At 73.1% G+C, this 15,658-nt stretch carries 15 protein-coding genes and 1 pseudogene; 5 read left to right on the forward strand and 11 right to left on the reverse strand.

Features of this window, described 5'->3' with window-relative positions:
* Positions 1-17: 17 nt before the first annotated feature.
* Positions 18-716: a gamma-glutamyl-gamma-aminobutyrate hydrolase family protein gene (locus ACIPPM_RS28295; protein WP_401452833.1), complete on the forward strand. Its 699-nt coding sequence runs from the start codon at positions 18-20 to the stop codon at positions 714-716.
* On the opposite strand, the pseudogene ACIPPM_RS28300 reads toward ACIPPM_RS28295, so the two are convergent.
* A pseudogene (locus ACIPPM_RS28300) lies at positions 713-1,628 on the reverse strand (LysR family transcriptional regulator). The gene ACIPPM_RS28295 and the pseudogene ACIPPM_RS28300 sit on opposite strands and share 4 nt — an antisense overlap.
* 70 nt (positions 1,629-1,698) lie before the next feature.
* Here ACIPPM_RS28300 and ACIPPM_RS28305 point away from each other — a divergent pair.
* Positions 1,699-2,820, forward strand: coding sequence for a TDT family transporter (locus ACIPPM_RS28305; RefSeq protein WP_401452835.1), 1,122 nt, complete (start codon positions 1,699-1,701; stop codon positions 2,818-2,820).
* On the opposite strand, the gene ACIPPM_RS28310 is transcribed toward ACIPPM_RS28305, so the two are convergent.
* From ACIPPM_RS28310 to ACIPPM_RS28325, 4 genes are all read right to left on the reverse strand, one after another.
* Positions 2,732-3,451 (reverse strand): helical backbone metal receptor, encoded by a 720-nt coding sequence (locus tag ACIPPM_RS28310; protein WP_401452837.1) that lies wholly within the window; start codon positions 3,449-3,451, stop codon positions 2,732-2,734. The two genes, ACIPPM_RS28305 and ACIPPM_RS28310, sit on opposite strands and share 89 nt — an antisense overlap.
* The gene (locus ACIPPM_RS28315; protein ID WP_401452839.1) at positions 3,451-4,023 is read right to left on the reverse strand and encodes a helix-turn-helix domain-containing protein; all 573 of its coding nucleotides are present in this window, start codon (positions 4,021-4,023) and stop codon (positions 3,451-3,453) included. The genes ACIPPM_RS28310 and ACIPPM_RS28315 overlap by 1 nt, the downstream gene beginning before the upstream one ends.
* A 365-nt stretch (positions 4,024-4,388) precedes the next feature.
* Entirely contained in the window at positions 4,389-6,197 is a 1,809-nt protein-coding gene (locus tag ACIPPM_RS28320; protein ID WP_401452841.1) for an ABC transporter permease/substrate binding protein, read from the reverse strand.
* A complete protein-coding gene (locus ACIPPM_RS28325) occupies positions 6,190-7,272 on the reverse strand; it encodes a glycine betaine/L-proline ABC transporter ATP-binding protein (RefSeq protein ID WP_401452843.1) in 1,083 nt (360 codons plus the stop codon). Before ACIPPM_RS28325 ends, ACIPPM_RS28320 begins: the two co-directional genes overlap by 8 nt.
* A gap of 187 nt (positions 7,273-7,459) precedes the next feature.
* Here ACIPPM_RS28325 and ACIPPM_RS28330 point away from each other — a divergent pair, with 187 nt between their 5' ends.
* Both ACIPPM_RS28330 and ACIPPM_RS28335 read left to right on the forward strand, forming a co-directional pair.
* Positions 7,460-8,380 (forward strand): 5'-3' exonuclease H3TH domain-containing protein, encoded by a 921-nt coding sequence (locus tag ACIPPM_RS28330; protein ID WP_401452845.1) that lies wholly within the window; start codon positions 7,460-7,462, stop codon positions 8,378-8,380.
* 112 nt (positions 8,381-8,492) lie between these two features.
* Positions 8,493-9,335, forward strand: a complete 843-nt coding sequence (locus tag ACIPPM_RS28335; protein WP_401452847.1) for a siderophore-interacting protein — start codon at positions 8,493-8,495, stop codon at positions 9,333-9,335.
* 18 nt (positions 9,336-9,353) lie between these two features.
* Here the strand turns inward: ACIPPM_RS28335 and ACIPPM_RS28340 are convergent, their stop codons facing one another.
* Positions 9,354-9,935: a GNAT family N-acetyltransferase gene (locus tag ACIPPM_RS28340; protein WP_401452849.1), complete on the reverse strand. Its 582-nt coding sequence runs from the start codon at positions 9,933-9,935 to the stop codon at positions 9,354-9,356.
* A 71-nt stretch (positions 9,936-10,006) separates the two neighbouring features.
* On the opposite strand from ACIPPM_RS28340, the gene ACIPPM_RS28345 reads away from it, so the two are divergent.
* Positions 10,007-10,960: a pseudouridine synthase gene (locus ACIPPM_RS28345; RefSeq protein WP_401452851.1), complete on the forward strand. Its 954-nt coding sequence runs from the start codon at positions 10,007-10,009 to the stop codon at positions 10,958-10,960.
* Between the two features lie 9 nt (positions 10,961-10,969).
* Here ACIPPM_RS28345 and ACIPPM_RS28350 read toward each other — a convergent pair whose 3' ends face one another.
* Genes ACIPPM_RS28350 through ACIPPM_RS28370 form a run of 5 tightly spaced genes read right to left on the reverse strand, consistent with a single transcriptional unit; the run spans position 10,970 to position 15,576 of the window.
* Positions 10,970-12,475 carry a cytochrome P450 gene (locus ACIPPM_RS28350; protein WP_401452853.1) on the reverse strand — a complete coding sequence of 502 codons (1,506 nt, stop codon included), beginning with the start codon at positions 12,473-12,475 and terminating at the stop codon, positions 10,970-10,972.
* A 42-nt stretch (positions 12,476-12,517) separates the two neighbouring features.
* Entirely contained in the window at positions 12,518-13,147 is a 630-nt protein-coding gene (locus ACIPPM_RS28355; RefSeq protein ID WP_401452855.1) for a GTP-binding protein, read from the reverse strand.
* A complete protein-coding gene (locus tag ACIPPM_RS28360) occupies positions 13,128-13,538 on the reverse strand; it encodes a DUF742 domain-containing protein (RefSeq protein ID WP_393596413.1) in 411 nt (136 codons plus the stop codon). The genes ACIPPM_RS28355 and ACIPPM_RS28360 overlap by 20 nt, the downstream gene beginning before the upstream one ends.
* A complete protein-coding gene (locus tag ACIPPM_RS28365; RefSeq protein WP_030812755.1) occupies positions 13,535-13,942 on the reverse strand; it encodes a roadblock/LC7 domain-containing protein in 408 nt (135 codons plus the stop codon). The genes ACIPPM_RS28360 and ACIPPM_RS28365 overlap by 4 nt, the downstream gene beginning before the upstream one ends.
* On the reverse strand, positions 13,939-15,576 hold the full coding sequence (locus ACIPPM_RS28370; RefSeq protein ID WP_401452858.1) for an ATP-binding protein: 1,638 nt from the start codon (positions 15,574-15,576) through the stop codon (positions 13,939-13,941). Before ACIPPM_RS28370 ends, ACIPPM_RS28365 begins: the two co-directional genes overlap by 4 nt.
* Positions 15,577-15,658 lie beyond the last annotated feature (82 nt).

Genomic DNA, 15,658 nt, shown 5'->3' on the forward strand with positions numbered 1-15,658 from the left:
GCACCTTTGGAGGGCACATGGGCGGACGGCCGCTGATCGGCGTGAGCACGTATCTGGAGGCGGGCGCCCGCTGGGGCGTCTGGGAGCTGGAGGCCGCGCTCCTCCCCGCCGCCTACCCCCGCCTGGTGAGCCGGTCCGGCGGCCTCCCGGTCCTGCTCCCGCCGGACCAACCGGAGTTGGCCCCACAGGTGGTGGCCCGCCTGGACGGCGTGGTCATCGCGGGCGGCCCCGACGTCGACCCCGCCCGCTACGGCGCCGAACGCGGCCCGCGCTGCGGTCCGCCCGCCCCGGAGCGGGACGCCTGGGAAATCGCCCTGATCGAGGCCGCGTTGGCCGCACGCGTCCCGCTGCTCGGCATCTGCCGGGGCATGCAGCTCCTCAACGTCGCCCTGGGCGGCACCCTCGTCCAGCACCTCGACGGCCACGCGGAGGCGGTCGGCGTCTTCGGCGCGCATCCGGTCCATCCGGTGCCGGGCACCTTGTACGCGGCCGTCCAGCCGGCCGGCACCAGCGTCCCGACCTACCACCACCAGGCGGTGGACCGCCTCGCCCCCGGCCTGATCCCCTCGGCCCACGCGGCCGACGGCACGATCGAGGCCGTCGAACTCCCCTCCGCCCAGGGCTGGGTGCTGGGTGTGCAGTGGCACCCGGAGATGGGCACGGACGAGCGGGTGATGCGCGCGCTGATCGCAGCCGCGAGCGAAACCGGGTCCTAGCTCCGGGTCAGCGCCAGCAGCTCCCGTGCCGGTCCCGTCGGCCGGTGTCCGGTGGGCCAGACGGCCCGCAGGTCCCGGTGCAGGGAGACGCCCTCCACCGGGATGCCGACCAGGCGTCGGGTCGCCAGTTCCTCCCCCACCGCCAGTTCGCTGAGGACGGCGGGGCCCGCGCCGCCGACCACGGCCGCCTTCACCGCCGTGGTGGAGGAGAGCTCGATCAGGGGGCGGGCCGGGGCGCCGAGGGCCGCGTCGAGGACCTGGCGGGTGCCGGAGCCGCGTTCGCGGAGGATGAGCGGGGTGGCGGCCAGTTCCGCCGTCTTCAGCGGCCCGGGGCGGCGCGCCCAGGGGTGGGCGGGGGCCGTGACGACGGTGAGGCGGTCGTGGGCGATGACGGCCGAGTCCAGGCCGGTCGGGACGGACAGCCCCTCCACGAAGCCGAGGTCGGCCTCGCCCGCCAGGAGGAGTTCGGCAACCTTCGCCGAGTTGCCCGCGAGCAGCGACACCGCCGTGTCCGGCCGTCCGGCGCGCAGCGCGAGCAGCCAGCCGGGGAGCAGGTACTCGGCGATGGTCATGCTGGCCGCGACCCGCAGCCGGGAGTCTCGCGTCGCCCCGGAGCGCCTGCGCGCCCGCGTCGAACACCTCGGCCGCCGCCACGACCTGCCGGGCCCAGTCGGTGACCAGGGCGCCCGCGTCGGTGAGCCGGGAGCCGCGTGGCGAGCGGTCGACCAGGGCGACACCGAGCTGCCGTTCCATGGAGCGCAGCCGACTGCTGGCGGCGGGCTGGGTAATGCCCAGCTCGCGCGCGGCCGACCCGAGACTGCCCAGCCGGGCCACGGCCAGCAGCAGCTCCAGCGCGCCCAGGTCGGGCACCCGGTGCGCCAGCGAACCGCTCCTCGCCCGCTCTTCGCTCATAAGACCACCTTATGCCCCCATAGAAACGACGTCCCTGGTCAGCGGTGATCCGCGCCGCGATGCTGGTCCCATGGTCACCGCAGCCCGCCTCCGCCACCTCGGCCCGAACTGGTACGCCGCCGTCATGGGCACGGCGATCGTCGGCTCGGCGGGCGCCGCGCTCCCCTCGCACGTCCGGTGGCTCTGTGCCGCGTTCTGGGCGCTCTCCCTGCTCCTGCTGCTCACCCTGCTCGCCGCCCGGACCCTGCACTGGGCCCACCACCGCGACCAGGCCCGCGCCCACCTCCTCGACCCGGCGACGGCCCCGTTCCACGGCTGCGCCGCCATGGCCCTGCTCGCGGTGGGCGGCGGCGCGCTCTCGGCGGGCCGGTACTGGATCGGCACGCCCGCCGCCGTGGCCCTGGACGCCGTCCTGTTCACGGCCGGTACGGCACTGGGGCTCGCGTCGGCCGTGGCGGTGCCGTACCTGATGGTGACCCGGCACCGGCCCGGCCTCGCCGACGCCACCCCGGTGTGGCTGCTGCCGTTGGTCGCGCCGATGGTGTCGGCCGCGCTGGGCCCCGCCTTGGTGCCGTATCTGCCGCCCGGCCAGCCCCGCGAGACCCTGCTGCTGGGCTGTCTGGCCCTGTTCGGGCTGAGCCTGCTGGCCACGCTGCTGATGCTGCCGCTGCTGCTGGCCCGGCTGCTGCTGCACGGCCCGCTGCCGCTCGCGCTGACCCCGGCGCTGTTCCTGGTCCTGGGCCCGCTGGGCCAGTCCACCACCGCCACCGGCGCCTTCGCGGACCTGGCTCCGGGGGTGGTACCGGCGCCGTACGAGCGGGGGCTCGCGGTGTTCGCGGTGCTGTACGGGGTGCCGGTCATGGGGTTCGCGCTGCTGTGGCTGGCGTTCGCCGCCGCGCAGGTGGTGCGGGCGCGGCGGCGGGGCATGCGGTTCGGGCTGACCTGGTGGGCGTTCACCTTCCCGGTGGGCACCTGTGTCACCGGCGCGGCCTCGCTGGCCCGGCACACCGGGCTGGCGGTGTACGCGGGGCTGGCGGTCGGCCTCTACGCCCTGCTGCTCCTCGCCTGGGGCGCGGCGGCCACCGGCACCGTGCGCGGTCTGCTCAGCGGCGCCCTGCTGCCAGCGCCTCCGCCAGCACTCGGGGAGCTTCGAGCAGCGAGGGTCCGTACCAGGTCAGGTGCCGTCCGCTGACGAGGGCGCAGGCGAGGCCGGGGAACGCCTCGGGACCGTCGTCGGGGGTGAAGCGGTACGGCTCGTCGGGCAGCACGACCAGCTCGGGGGCCGCCTCGGTCAGCTCGTCCAGCGGGACGCGCGGGTAGCGCTCGGCGTGGTCGGCGTACAGGTGCCGTACACCGAGGCGGGCCAGGACGTCGCCCGCGAAGGTGTCCCGGCCGAGCACCATCCAGGGGCGACGCCAGATCGGTACGACGGCGCTGACGGGGCGCTGCGAGTCCGGGAGCGCGGCCCAGGCGGCCTCTGCGCGGTCCAGCCAGCCGGGGCGACTCGTGACGCCGCACGCCGACAGCACCCGGTCCAGCTCGGTGAACGCCTGCGGCACCGTGCGCACCTCGGTGACCAGCACCGGGACGCCCGCCGCGCGCAGGGCGTCGAGGTCGGGGGCGCGGTTCTCCTCCTCGTTGGCGATCACCAGGTCGGGTTCGAGGGCGGCGATCCGGGCGGTGTCGGGGTTCTTGGTACCGCCGATCCGCTCGACGTCGAGATCCGCCGGGTGTTCGCACCAGTCGGTGGCCCCGACCAGCACGCCGGGCAGTGTCACGGCGACCGCCTCGGTCAGGGACGGCACCAGGGAGACGACCCGCACTACCGGGACCGGTCCTGGACCGCCTCGATGTGTTCAGCGACGGCCACCACGATCACCCGGGTGTCCGGCACGGTGGCCCGCCAGCGGTGGCGGACGCCGCCGGTCAGGTACATGGTGTCGCCCCGGCCGAGGCGGTAGGCGCGGCCCTCGGCCTCGATCTCGACGGCGCCGTCCGCGACGTACATCAGCTCGTCGTTGCGGTGCTGGAACTCGCGGCCCGCGTCGTGGTCGCCGGTGAACTCGGAGGCGTGCAGCTGGTGGTGGCCGCGCACCAGGGCGCGGGTACGGGCGGTGAAGTCGCCGTCGGCGACCGTCTCACCGCGTACGACGTCCACGCTGCACGCGGGGTCGGCGGCGGCGAGGAGTTCCACGGCCGTGGTGCGCAGTGCGTCGGCGAGCTTCTCCAGGGAGGTGCGGCTCGGGCGGGCCCGGTCGTTCTCCACCTGGCTGAGGAAGGGCACCGAGAGGCCGCTGCGCTCGGCCACGACCGCGAGGGTGAGTTCGAGCGTCCGGCGGCGCCGCCGGACGGCCGCGCCGACCCGCACGGGCTGTCGCTCTTTGTGGTCGCCCATCGCTGCGGCTCCCTCCTTCACGCGTGGCGCGGCTGCCCGGACGCCCGGTGCCGGACGTCCCTGTCCTGAGTTGTCTGCACCCTACGCACGTTCGGCAAACCGTTTCACGCGCCTCTCACATCCCGCGCCGCCGCCGGGCCGGTACCCCACGGTTCGCGCCAGTGCCGCGGTGCGCCGGACGCTCCGTCCTGCCTCGGCATTCCGCGGCTTTCACCTGCTTCAAGGCTCGGGCGTCCCCAGGTGTTCCCGCGCGGCGGGGTCGATGGCGCTCCGTGGTTGGCCGGATCTCCACGGTGGTGAAACCGGCGCGGGGGCGGACACGAATACCGCGTCCGCCCCCTGAAGGTCACCTTCGTCCTGTCAGGTCACCCGGCGGCTTCCTGCTGGGCCTTTCCGGCCGGTGCCCAGGTGTCGGCCAGCTTCGGGTTCTCCTTGAGCCAGGTGCGGACGGCGTCCTGCTCCTTGCCCTTGCCTGCCTTCTGGATGCGGGCCTCCAGGCCGGTGAGCTGCTCCTCGGTCATCGAGAAGTCCTTCAGCCACTTGGCGACCTCAGGGTTGTCGGCGCTGAACCCCTTGCGGGCGAGGGTGTGCACCTTGTCGCCCTTGCCCCAGGCGTTCGCCGGGTCCTTCAGCTTCTTCAGCTGGTAGTCGCTGTAGGCCCAGTGCGGGGACCACAGGGTGACGACCACGGGCTGCTTCCTGTCGTAGGCACGCTTCAGCTCGGTCAGCATGGCCGGGGTGGAGCCGTCGACGACCTCGTACTTCCCCTTGAGGCCGTACTGGTCCAGGACCTTGTCCTTGAGCAGGCCCATCATGCCCGCGCTGGGCTCGATGCCGATGATCCGGCCGTCGAACTCGGCGGCGTGGGCCTTCAGGTCGGCCAGGGTGTTCACGTCCTTCACGTAGGACGGGACGGTCAGCTCCAGGGAGGTGGCGCCGTACCAGTTGCCTAGGTCCTCCATCCGGTCGCCGTACTTCTTCCAGTACTCGGCGTGCGTGGTCGGCAGCCAGGAGTCCGTCTCGAAGTCGAGGCGGCCGGTGGCGAGGCCGGTGTAGAGGGGGCCGGCCGCGTACTGGGTGACGGTGACCTTGAAGCCGCGCCGCTCCAGCAGCTCCTTCCAGAGGAAGGTGGAGGCGATGCCCTCGTCCCAGGGGATGTAGCCGAGCTTGATCTCCTTGCCCTTGCCGATGTCCGTGCCGGACGCGGTGGACTTGGTGGAGCCGGGTCCGAAGACCCCGAGCCCGCCCGCGACCAGCGCGAGCACGACCACCGCGACGACGGCGACGGCCGGGCGCGGCCGGTACGACCAGGCGCTGGGCCGGGCCTTGGCGGCGGCACGGCGGCCGAGCGGGGAGAGCTGGGTGCCGAGCGCGCCGGTCACCCGGTCCAGGTAGATGGCGAGGACGACGATGCCGACGCCCGCCTCGAAGCCGTAGCCGATGTCGAGCTGGCCGATGGCCTCGTTGACGGCGCCGCCGAGACCGCCGGTGCCGACCATGCCCGCGATGACGACCATGGACAGGCCGAGCATGATGACCTGGTTGACGCCCGCCATGATGGTCGGCAGGGCGAGCGGGAGCTGTACCCGCCACAGGGTGTCGCGGGGTGTGGTGCCGAACGCCTCGGCGGCCTCGACGAGTTCGGCGTCGACCTGGCGGATGCCCAGCTCGGTCATGCGGACGCCGGGGGCGAGGGCGAAGATCAGGGTGGCGACGACACCGGCGGCGGTGCCGAGCCCGAAGAAGAGCATGGCCGGGATCAGCAGGACCATCGACGGCATGGTCTGCAGCAGGTCCAGTGCGGGGCGCACGGTGGCGCTGACCGCGCGGGAGCGGGCCGCCCAGATGCCGAGCGGGATCGAGATGACCAGCGCGATGATGGTGGCGACCAGGACGAGCGCCAGCGTGGACATGGCCCGTTCCCACAGGTCGAGGGAGTCCACGAGCGCGAATCCGGCGAAGGCGAGGACGCCGCCGAGCAGTCCGCGCAGCCACCAGGCGAGGACGGCGAGGATACCGGCGAGCAGCAGGGGGTGGGGGGCGGTGAGGACGGCGTCGATGCCGTCGTACATGCCCTCCAGGACGGCGCGGATGGCGTCGAAGAGCCAGGAGAGGTGGTCGACCAGCCAGTCGACCCCGGAGTCGACCCAGTCGCCGAGCGGGAGCCTAGGCACGGGCGGTCACCTTCCTCTCGTCGCGGGGGTGGTCGCAGGCGATCGGGTCCCCCTGCTCGTCGCCGAGGAAGCCGACCAGACGGCGCTCCGGGACGACGCCCACGAGGGTGCGGTCGGCGTCGACGACGGCGACCGGGTGGCTCAGCCGGGCGCTGAGCGCGCACAGTTCGGTGAACGGCGTGCCGGGCGCGGCGGTCTCGCAGGCGCAGTTCGCCTCGTCGCCGCGGACGTCGGTGTCCATGACGGCGGCCGCGGTGAGCACGCGGGAGCGGTCGACGTCCTGGATGAAGGAGGCGACGTAGTCGTCGGCCGGGCGGAGCAGGATGTCCTCGGCGGTGCCGGTCTGGACGATGCGGCCGTCGCGCATGACGGCGATGCGGTCGCCCAGGCGCATGGCCTCGTTGAGGTCGTGGGTGATGAAGACGATGGTCTTGCGCAGCGTCTTCTGCAGTTCGAGGAGCTGGTCCTGCATGTCGCGGCGGATCAGCGGGTCCAGCGCGCTGAACGACTCGTCCATCAGGAGCACGTCGGCGTCGGTGGCGAGCGCGCGGGCGAGGCCGACGCGCTGCTGCATGCCGCCGGAGAGTTCGTCGGGCCAGGAGTCCTCCCAGCCGGCCAGCCCGCACAGGGCGAGCGCCTCGTCGGCGCGGCGTTCGCGCTCGGCGCGGGGCACGCCCTGCACGGCCAGGCCGTAGGCGGCGTTGTCGCGGACGCTGCGGTGCGGGAAGAGCGCGAAGTGCTGGAACACCATGCTGATCTTGTGGGCGCGGATCTCGCGCAGCTCGCGGTCGCCGAGCGCGGTGAGGTCCTGCCCGTCGAAGCGGACCCGGCCCGCGGTGGGCGTGAGCAGGCCGTTGAGCGTGCGCAGCAGGGTGGACTTGCCCGAGCCGGACAGGCCCATGACAACAAAGATCTCACCGGGTGCGACGGTGAAGGAGGCGTCGATGACGGCGGCGGTGCTGCCCTCCCCGCGCAGCTCGTCGCGGTCGGCGCCCTGTTCGAGCCGCGCCACGGCGTTCTCCGGTCGTCTGCCGAACACCTTGTAGAGATGTTCCGCTTCGATTCTCGCGGTCATGCATGTCCCTCGGCTAGGCGGCAAGGAGCAGGAGACGAGGGATAGTTGTCGCCCGATAAGCAACCGCCCCGTTCCGGCGCGCGGCGCCTGCCCGGTCGCATTTGAGCCAAACTCGGAAGTGGCCCAGGTCACACCCGCGGGCCCGGTGCGCGAGGCCGCTGTCAGTGCGGTGCGGCATGATGCGAGCGTGACCGGACGACTGATGCTTCTCGACACCGCCTCGCTCTACTTCCGCGCCTACTTCGGCGTGCCGGACTCGGTGCGGGCGCCGGACGGCACCCCGGTGAACGCGGTGCGCGGACTGCTGGACTTCATCGACCGCCTGGTCAAGGACCACCGCCCGGATCAGCTGGTGGCCTGCATGGACGCCGACTGGCGCCCCCAGTGGCGGGTCGACCTGATCCCCTCCTACAAGGCGCACCGGGTGGCCGAGGAGCACGAGGGCGCGCCGGACGCCGAGGAGGTCCCGGACACCCTCTCCCCGCAGGTCCCGGTGATCGAGGAGGTGCTGGACGCGCTCGGCATCGCCCGCGTGGGCGTGGCCGGATACGAGGCGGACGACGTGATCGGCACGTTCACCGCCCGCGCGGACGGCCCCGTCGACATCGTCACCGGCGACCGCGACCTGTACCAACTGGTGGACGACGCCCGCGAGATCCGTGTCCTGTATCCACTCAAGGGCGTCGGCACCCTCCAGCTCACCGACGAGGCGTGGCTGCGCGAGAAGTACGGAGTGGACGGCGGGGGTTACGCGGACCTGGCGCTGCTGCGCGGCGACCCGAGCGACGGCCTGCCGGGGGTGCCCGGTGTCGGGGAGAAGACGGCGGCCAAGCTGCTGGCCGAGTTCGGGGACCTGGCCGGGATCGTCGCGGCCGTGGACGACCCGAAGGCGAAGCTCACCCCGACCCAGCGCAAGCGCCTCACCGAGGCGGCCCCCTATCTCGCGGTCGCCCCGAAGGTGGTCCGGGTGGCCGGTGACGTCCCGCTGCCCGCCGTGGACACCGAGCTGCCGCACACCCCGCGCGACCCGGCCGCACTGGACGCGCTGGCCGCCCGCTGGGGCCTGGGCAGCTCGCTCCAGCGGCTGCTGACCACCCTGGAGGCGTGAGCGCGACCCCTCCACAAGGGGAATTTTCGGACGAAGGGACCCCCGGGAACAGGGCGACACCGGCGCGAGGTGCTAGCTTAGGTAAACCTAACCAAGGCAGCAGGAGGCCGTCATGGCAGAGCGTCCGGGGCGAAAGCCGCGCAAGCTCCATTCCGCCCAGGTGGTACGCACCGAGCGGCTGACCCCGCACGTCCAGCGGATCGTGCTCGGCGGCGCCGGACTGGCCGATTTCTCGGCCGACGCCTGGACCGACCACTATGTGAAGCTGCTCTTCGCCCCGGTGGTCGGCATGACCTACCCGGAGCCGTTCGACCTGGAGCGCGTCCAGGCCGAACTCCCCCGCGAACAGTGGCCGGTGACCCGTACGTACACCGTGCGCTCCTGGGACGCCGAGCACCGGGAGATGACCCTCGACTTCGTCATCCACGGCGACGAGGGTCTCGCCGGGCCCTGGGCCACCCGGGTCCGCCCCGGCGAGACCCTGCGCTTCTTCGGCCCCGGCGGCGCCTACGCCCCCGATGTGACGGCCGACTGGCATCTGCTCGTCGGGGACGAGAGCGCGCTGCCCGCCATCGCCCGCGCCCTGGAGTCTCTGCCGCCGGGGACGCCCGCGCACGCCCTGGTGGAGGTGGCCGGCCCCGAGGAGGAGCAGAAGATCGACTCCGATGTGGAGGTCGTCTGGCTGCACCGCGGGGACCGCCCGGTCGGCGAGGCCCTGCTGGAGGCCGTACGGGCACTTCGGTTCCCCGAGGGACGCGTGCACGCCTTCGTGCACGGCGAGGCGGCCTTCGTGAAGGAGCTGCGCCGGATGCTGCGGGTCGAAGCGCAGATCCCGCGCGAGGACCTGTCCATCTCCGGCTACTGGCGCCTGGGCCACAACGAGGACGGCTGGCAGGCGAGCAAGCCGGAGTGGAACGCGCGGATCGAGGCCGAGCAGGAGACCGCGGCCGCGTGAACCGGCCGGGGCGGCCGCTCAGTCGCCCCTGAGCCGGGCGTGCAGATGCATGTCGTGCCAGCCGTCCGGGTGCAGCAGCGCCCGGCGCCGGGTGCCCTCCACGGCGAACCCGGCCTTGGTGGCGACCCGGCAGGACGCCTCGTTGGCGGCTGCGTGCATCAGCTCCAGCCGGTTGAAACCGATCTCGTCGAACGACCAGCGCACCAGCGCGTCCGTGGCATGCCGGGCCACGCCCTGCCCGCGCGCCGCCGCCACCGTCCAGTACGCCACCTCGGCCACACCGTCCCGCAGACGGATCTCCCGCAGCGCGGCCCGGCCGCGCAGCTCGCCGGTGTCCGCGCGCACCACGGCCCACTGGGCGTCGCTCTCCCGCGCCCACTCCGCGTGCCAGTTCTCGATCCAGCCCGCGGCCTCCTCCGGGGAGTCGCAGGACTTGGCGTGCCACTGGTTGAGCGTCGGGTCCTGGAACGCGGCGTGCACGGCGGACGCGTCCTCGGCCCGCCAGGGGCGCAGGCGCAGCCCGGCACCGGCCGGGATCTCGGGCTGCGGCCGACGGGACAGGGTTCCTTCGGGCAGCACCGGGCTGGTCAGATAGGGCATGCCCGGCATCCTGCCAAGCGCCGGGCGGCGGGCCAACCGAATTGGGCGCCCCCCGTAACCTGGGACACCTGATGAGACGCCGTACGCAGCCCCCGCCCGCCCCGCTCCCCCAGCGCCGGGGTGTCGACCCGGTGCGGGTGCGGCTGCCCGGGAACGGGGCATGGGCCACGGTGCGCGAACACCTCGTGGCGCGGCTCACGGGCGCCGGTCCGGGCATGGTCGAGGCGATGTTCGACGCCGGGGCGGTGGTGGGCGCCGACGGGCTGCCGGTGGCGTCGGACGCGCCGTACCGGCCGGGGATGTTCGTGTGGTTCCACCGCGAGCTGCCACCGGAGGTGCCGGTGCCGTTCCCGGTCGAGGTGGTGTACCGGGACGAGCACATCGTCGTCGCCGACAAGCCGCACTTCCTGGCCAGCACCCCGCGCGGCTCCCATGTCTCCGAGACCCTGCTCGCCCGCCTCCGCCACGACCTCGGCCTGCCCGCACTCGGCGCCGCGCACCGGCTGGACCGGCTCACCGCCGGACTGGTGCTGTTCACCGTCCGCCCCGAGGAACGCGGCTCCTACCAGGGCCTGTTCCGCGACCGCCGGGTGCACAAGGAGTACGAGGCCGTCGCCCGGCACGATCCGGCGCTGGAGCTGCCCCGGACCGTGCGCAGCCGCATCCTGAAGGAGCGCGGGGTGCTGGCCGCGCGGGAGGTGCCGGGCGAGCCCAACGCGGTGACGCGGGTGGAGCGGGCCGGACACCGCGAGAGCGACGGGCTGGCCCGGTACCGGCTGCTGCCCGCCACCGGCCAGACCCATCAGCTGCGGGTGCATCTGAACGCGCTCGGCGTCCCCATCCTCGGCGACCCCCTGTATCCGGAGATCGCCCCCGCGGCGGCGCCCGGCGACTTCCGCCGACCCCTCCAACTCCTCGCCCGTGGGCTCGCGTTCACCGATCCGGTCACCGGCGCCCGGCACAGCTTCATCAGCGGGCGCACGCTCCAGGCGTGGGCGTCGCCCGAGGAGTGGGCCGACGCCTGACGGCCGGGCCTACTCCCCCAGCAGCCACCGCCACATCCGCTGCCAGCGGCTCGGCGGGACGCTCTCCGGCGCGGGCGGGACGGCGGGTGGGGCGGTGGCCGGGGTCGGCTCCACCCGTTCCTCCGCCCTCTCCACCCTCTCCGCCCGTTCTTTCTGCCGCTCGCGCGGCGGGGCCACCGGCTCCGGCATCCGGTGCGGGTGGAGGGAGGACATGCTGGGCGCCCGGTTGACGTCCTGCTTCGGCTTGGGCTCGAACAGCACCGGCAGCGACACCAGATGCCGGGACGCGATCGAGGACCGCCAGCGCAGATCCTCCTCGGCGCACTCCAGCCGGATGTCCGGCAGCCGGGTCAGCAGGGCGTCCACCCCGATGTCGGCCACGGCTCGCCCGATGTCCTGACCGGGGCATTCGTGCGGGCCCCCGCCGAAGGCGAGATGGGACCGGTTGCCCATCATGTGCGCGGTCGGGTCGGGGCGTACCCGCGGGTCGAGGTTGCCCGGCGCGGGCGCGAACAGCAGCCCGTCGCCCCGCCGGATGCGCTGCCCGCCCAGCTCGGTGTCCTGCTTGGCGTAGTAGCCGAGGACGGTGCTGAACGGCGGCTCGTCCCACAGGGACTGCTCGATCGCCTCCGGCACCGTCATCTGCCCGCCGTTGAGCCGGGCCCGGAAGCCCGGTTCGGTCAGCACCATGCGCAGCGCGTTGGCCAGCAGGTTGGCGGTGGTCTCGTACGCGGCGAACAGCAGCAGCCGCAGATGCTCGCGGACCTCGTCGTCGGTCAGCCCCGCCGCGTGCGTGATCAGGTGGCTGGTGACGTCGTCCTCGGGGCGGGCGCGGCGCCGGGTGGTGAGCCTGCTGAGCGCGCCCATGACGTGGGCATGGCTCTCGTTGGCGGTCGCGGTGCCCTTGAGCGCGTCCCGGGCGGCCTGCACCATCCGGTCGTCGTACTCCTCGGGCATGCCGAGGATCTCGCACATCACGGCCATCGGCAGATGTTCGGCGAACTGGGAGACCAGATCGGCCCGGCCACGCCCGCAGAAGCGGTTGACGAGTTCCTGGGTGGATCCGTTGATGGAGCGGCGCAGGCCCCGGTGGTCGATGGTCGCCATGGCGGCGGTGACGGCCGCGCGCAGCCGCTGGTGCTCGTCGCCCTCGGCGTGCGCGCAGATCGGCTGCCGGGCGATGTGCGGCATCAGCGGATGGTCGGGCTTGACCATGCCCTCCAGCAGCGGGGTCCAGCCCCGGCTGTCGCGGGTGTACTGCGAGGGGCTGCGCACCATGTGCAGGTTCTCGGCGTGCCCGAGGACCACCCACATGGGCACGTCGTCGTGCAGGAGTACGGGGGCGACCGGGCCGTGCTTCTCGCGCAGCCGCTCGTACAGGCCGTCCAGGTCGAGCGCGTCCGGGCCGTACAGCCGGTGCAGGCCGCCGGGGCCGGTGCCGTGCGCGGGGCAGCCCGGCGGCGGGCCGGGCACGGTGTCGGGAATGCCTGTCGGGGTCTGGGGTTCAGGCGTCACAGTGATCGCTCCGAAGGAAGACGTCTGGGTTTGTGCGCCCGCTCAGGTCAGGGCGCCGGACCGGGCGAGGGAGTGCAGGAAGTGCATCAGCGTCAGCAGGGTGTCCCGGCTGGAGGCGCGGCGGCGTACGTCGCACTCGACGATCGGGATCTCCGGGGCCAGGTCGAGCGCGCCGCGCAGCTCCTCGATCGCGTGCCGGGGCGCGTCCGGGAAGGAGTTGACGGCGACGATGAACGGCACGCCGCGCTCCTCCAGGCGGCCCATGACGTCGAAGCTGACGTCCAGGCGGCGGGTGTCTACCAGGACGACCGCGCCGAGCGCGCCCTCGAAGAGGCGGTTCCACAGGAACCAGAACCGTTCCTGGCCGGGGGTGCCGAACAGGTACAGCACCAGTTTCTCGGTGATGCTGATGCGGCCGAAGTCCATGGCCACGGTGGTGGCCGTCTTGGTCTCGGAGCCATAGTTGTCGTCCACGCCGATCCCGGCCTGGGTCATGGTCTCCTCGGTGGTCAGCGGTCTGATCTCGCTGACCGAGCCGACCATGGTGGTCTTGCCGACGCCGAAGCCGCCCACGATCACGATCTTCACCGCGGCCTGGGCGCTCTGCGGGAGCCGCTCCTCGGTGCGCGGGCCGGGGATCGCGGGGGCGGCGTCAGAGGCGTTGAAGTCCATGCATCACCGCTTCGAGGAGGGACCGGTCGGGGAGCGCCTGGCGGACGATCGGGGCGCGCGCCTGCACGAGGTCGGCGCCGATCAGCTCGGAGAGCAGCGCGGTCATCGCGCTGAACGGCAGGTCGAGGTAGGCCGAGAGTTCGGCCACGGACAGGGGTGCGGAGCAGAGCCGGAGCACGGCCGCCTGTTCGGGGGTGCCGGACGGCGGAGGCGCGGAACGGGCCACGATCAGGGTGACCAGGTCGAGCTGCGCCCGCCCGCCCTCGTGGAGGCCGGTGACGGCGTACAGCCGCTCGGGGTTGCCGCTCTCCCCCTCGTCGCCCGCCTCCGGGGCGACGGGCGGCGGGGAGGGCGCCTCCTGCGGCAGACGCCGTTTGCGGCGCGGCGTCATACGGCCTGCCCGCCGCGCCGGGGCGGACTGGTGAGGTGGGCGCCGATCCGGACGACGAGGTCGCGCATCATGCCGCCCATCCGGCCCGGCTCGCACACCACGTCGGCGAGGACGGCGAGGTAGGCGTTGTCACCGGCAGCCATCAGATAGAAGTAGCCGCCGTCGATCTCGATGACGACGAGCTTCATCTCGCCGCTGCTGCCGGGCAGTTCCTGGGCGACCGCCCCGGCCAGGCTCTGCACTCCGGCGCAGGCGGCGGCCACCCGGTCGGCGGCGTCGGGGTCGCCGCCGTAGCGGGCGATGCGCAGGCCGTCCGAGGAGAGCACCACGATCATCTCGATGCCGGGTACGCCGTCGTGCAGTTGCTTGAGCATCCAGTCGAAGTTGGCGCGCTGCTGGATCACTTGGGCTCCCCCTCGTCCCCGGCCCCGGTGTCGGCCGAGTCGTCGATCAGATGCAGGTAGGCGGTCGGATTCCGGGTGAAGTCGGTCGGGTGGGCGCCCTCGTTGCCCTTCTTCATGCCCTCCCAGAAGGCGTCGACCCACATGCCCGGTTCGCGGTCGAGAAGCTTCTGCCGCTCGGGGTCGGTCTCCGGCTGGGGCTGCGGCTGGGGCTGGGACCAGATGGTGGGGCGGCCCTCGCGTTCGGCCTGCTCGATGGCGGCCTGTTCGGCGTACCGCTGGCTGAGCGGCACCGTCACCCGGCTGCGCCGCTGCGGCAGTCCGTTCGCCGTCCACTCGGTGACCTCGGGGACGTCGTCCTCCATCGAGACCGGGGCGGGGACGCGCGGGGCGGTGGGGCGGCGGCGCTTGGGCGGACGCTTCGGCCCTTCCAGCGCGCCGAGTTCGGGCATCGGCACGGCGGTGGCCCCGATACCGTGCGCGGCGCCGACACCGGGCTCGGTGGTGAGCATGTCGCGCGGTACGACGAGGATGGCGCGGACACCGCCGTACGCGGAGGCGCGCAGCGAGACGTCCATGCTGAAGGCGTTGCAGAGCCGGCCGACCACGGCGAGGCCGAGCCGGGGGCTGTCACCGAGGTTGTGCGCGTCGTCGTCGGCGCGGGCGTCCAGGATCATCTGCTCGACGCGGGCCCGCCCCTCCTCGCTGAGGCTGACCCCGGCGTCCTCGATCTCGATGGCGAGGCCGGTCTGCACCTCGAAGGCGGTGACGTGCACCTTGGTCGAGGGCGGCGAGTAGCGGGTGGCGTTGTCGAACAGCTCGGCGGCGGCGTGGATGATCGGCTCGACCGAGGTGCCCTTGATGTTGATGTTGACGATCGAGGCGAGGTTGATCCGGGGGAACTCCAGGATGCGGGACATCGCACCGCGCAGCACGCTGTAGAGCGAGACGGGCACCGGCCACTGGCGGCCCGGTCGGCCGCCGCCGAGCACCGAGATGGAGTCGGCGAGGCGGCCGATCAGCGCGGTGCCGTGGTCGACGCGCAGCAGGTCGTCGAAGACCTCGGCGTTGCGGCCGTGGTCCTCCTCCATCTCCCGCAGTTCCTTGGCCTGTTGGTGGACGATGGCCTGCACGCGCCGGGCGGTGGTGACGAACGCCCGCTGGGTGGCGTCCCGCATGTTGATCTCATGCTCGGCGCCACGCAGCGCGATGCGCAGCAACTCACGCTGGGACTGCGGAAGATGACGCAGCTCGGGATCCTCGTCGACGACGTTGCGCAGCACGTCCCGCAGCCGCTCGCCCCGGCGCAGCCGCCCGAGCGCCAGGGGCAGCACCTCGGAGCCGAGGCGGACGATCTCCGCGTCATGGGCGGCGATGCGATGCTCCAGATACGCGGTGTGCCGGGCGTTCTCGGCCTGCACGGACCGGAGTTGACGCCCGCGACGCACCACCTCGCTCGCGGTGGCGAGCAGCAGCAGCGTGGCCACGGCTCCGCAGCAGCCGACGGCGAGACGGGCGGACCGCGGCACCAGGAACACGGCCGCCGCGGTCACCGCGACCATCACCAGGGCGGGCGGCAACAACGCCTGCGCGTACGGACGTTCACGGACACCGGGAGGTTTCTGAACACTCACCATGGATGCCTTCTGGGAAGAACGGTATATAGGGGAACAGGCGCCCGAATCCATCTCAACCGGGTCCGCCGCGGGCGAGCCTAAT

The organism is Streptomyces sp. NPDC090119 (assembly GCF_044747085.1).
Lineage (GTDB): Bacteria > Actinomycetota > Actinomycetes > Streptomycetales > Streptomycetaceae > Streptomyces.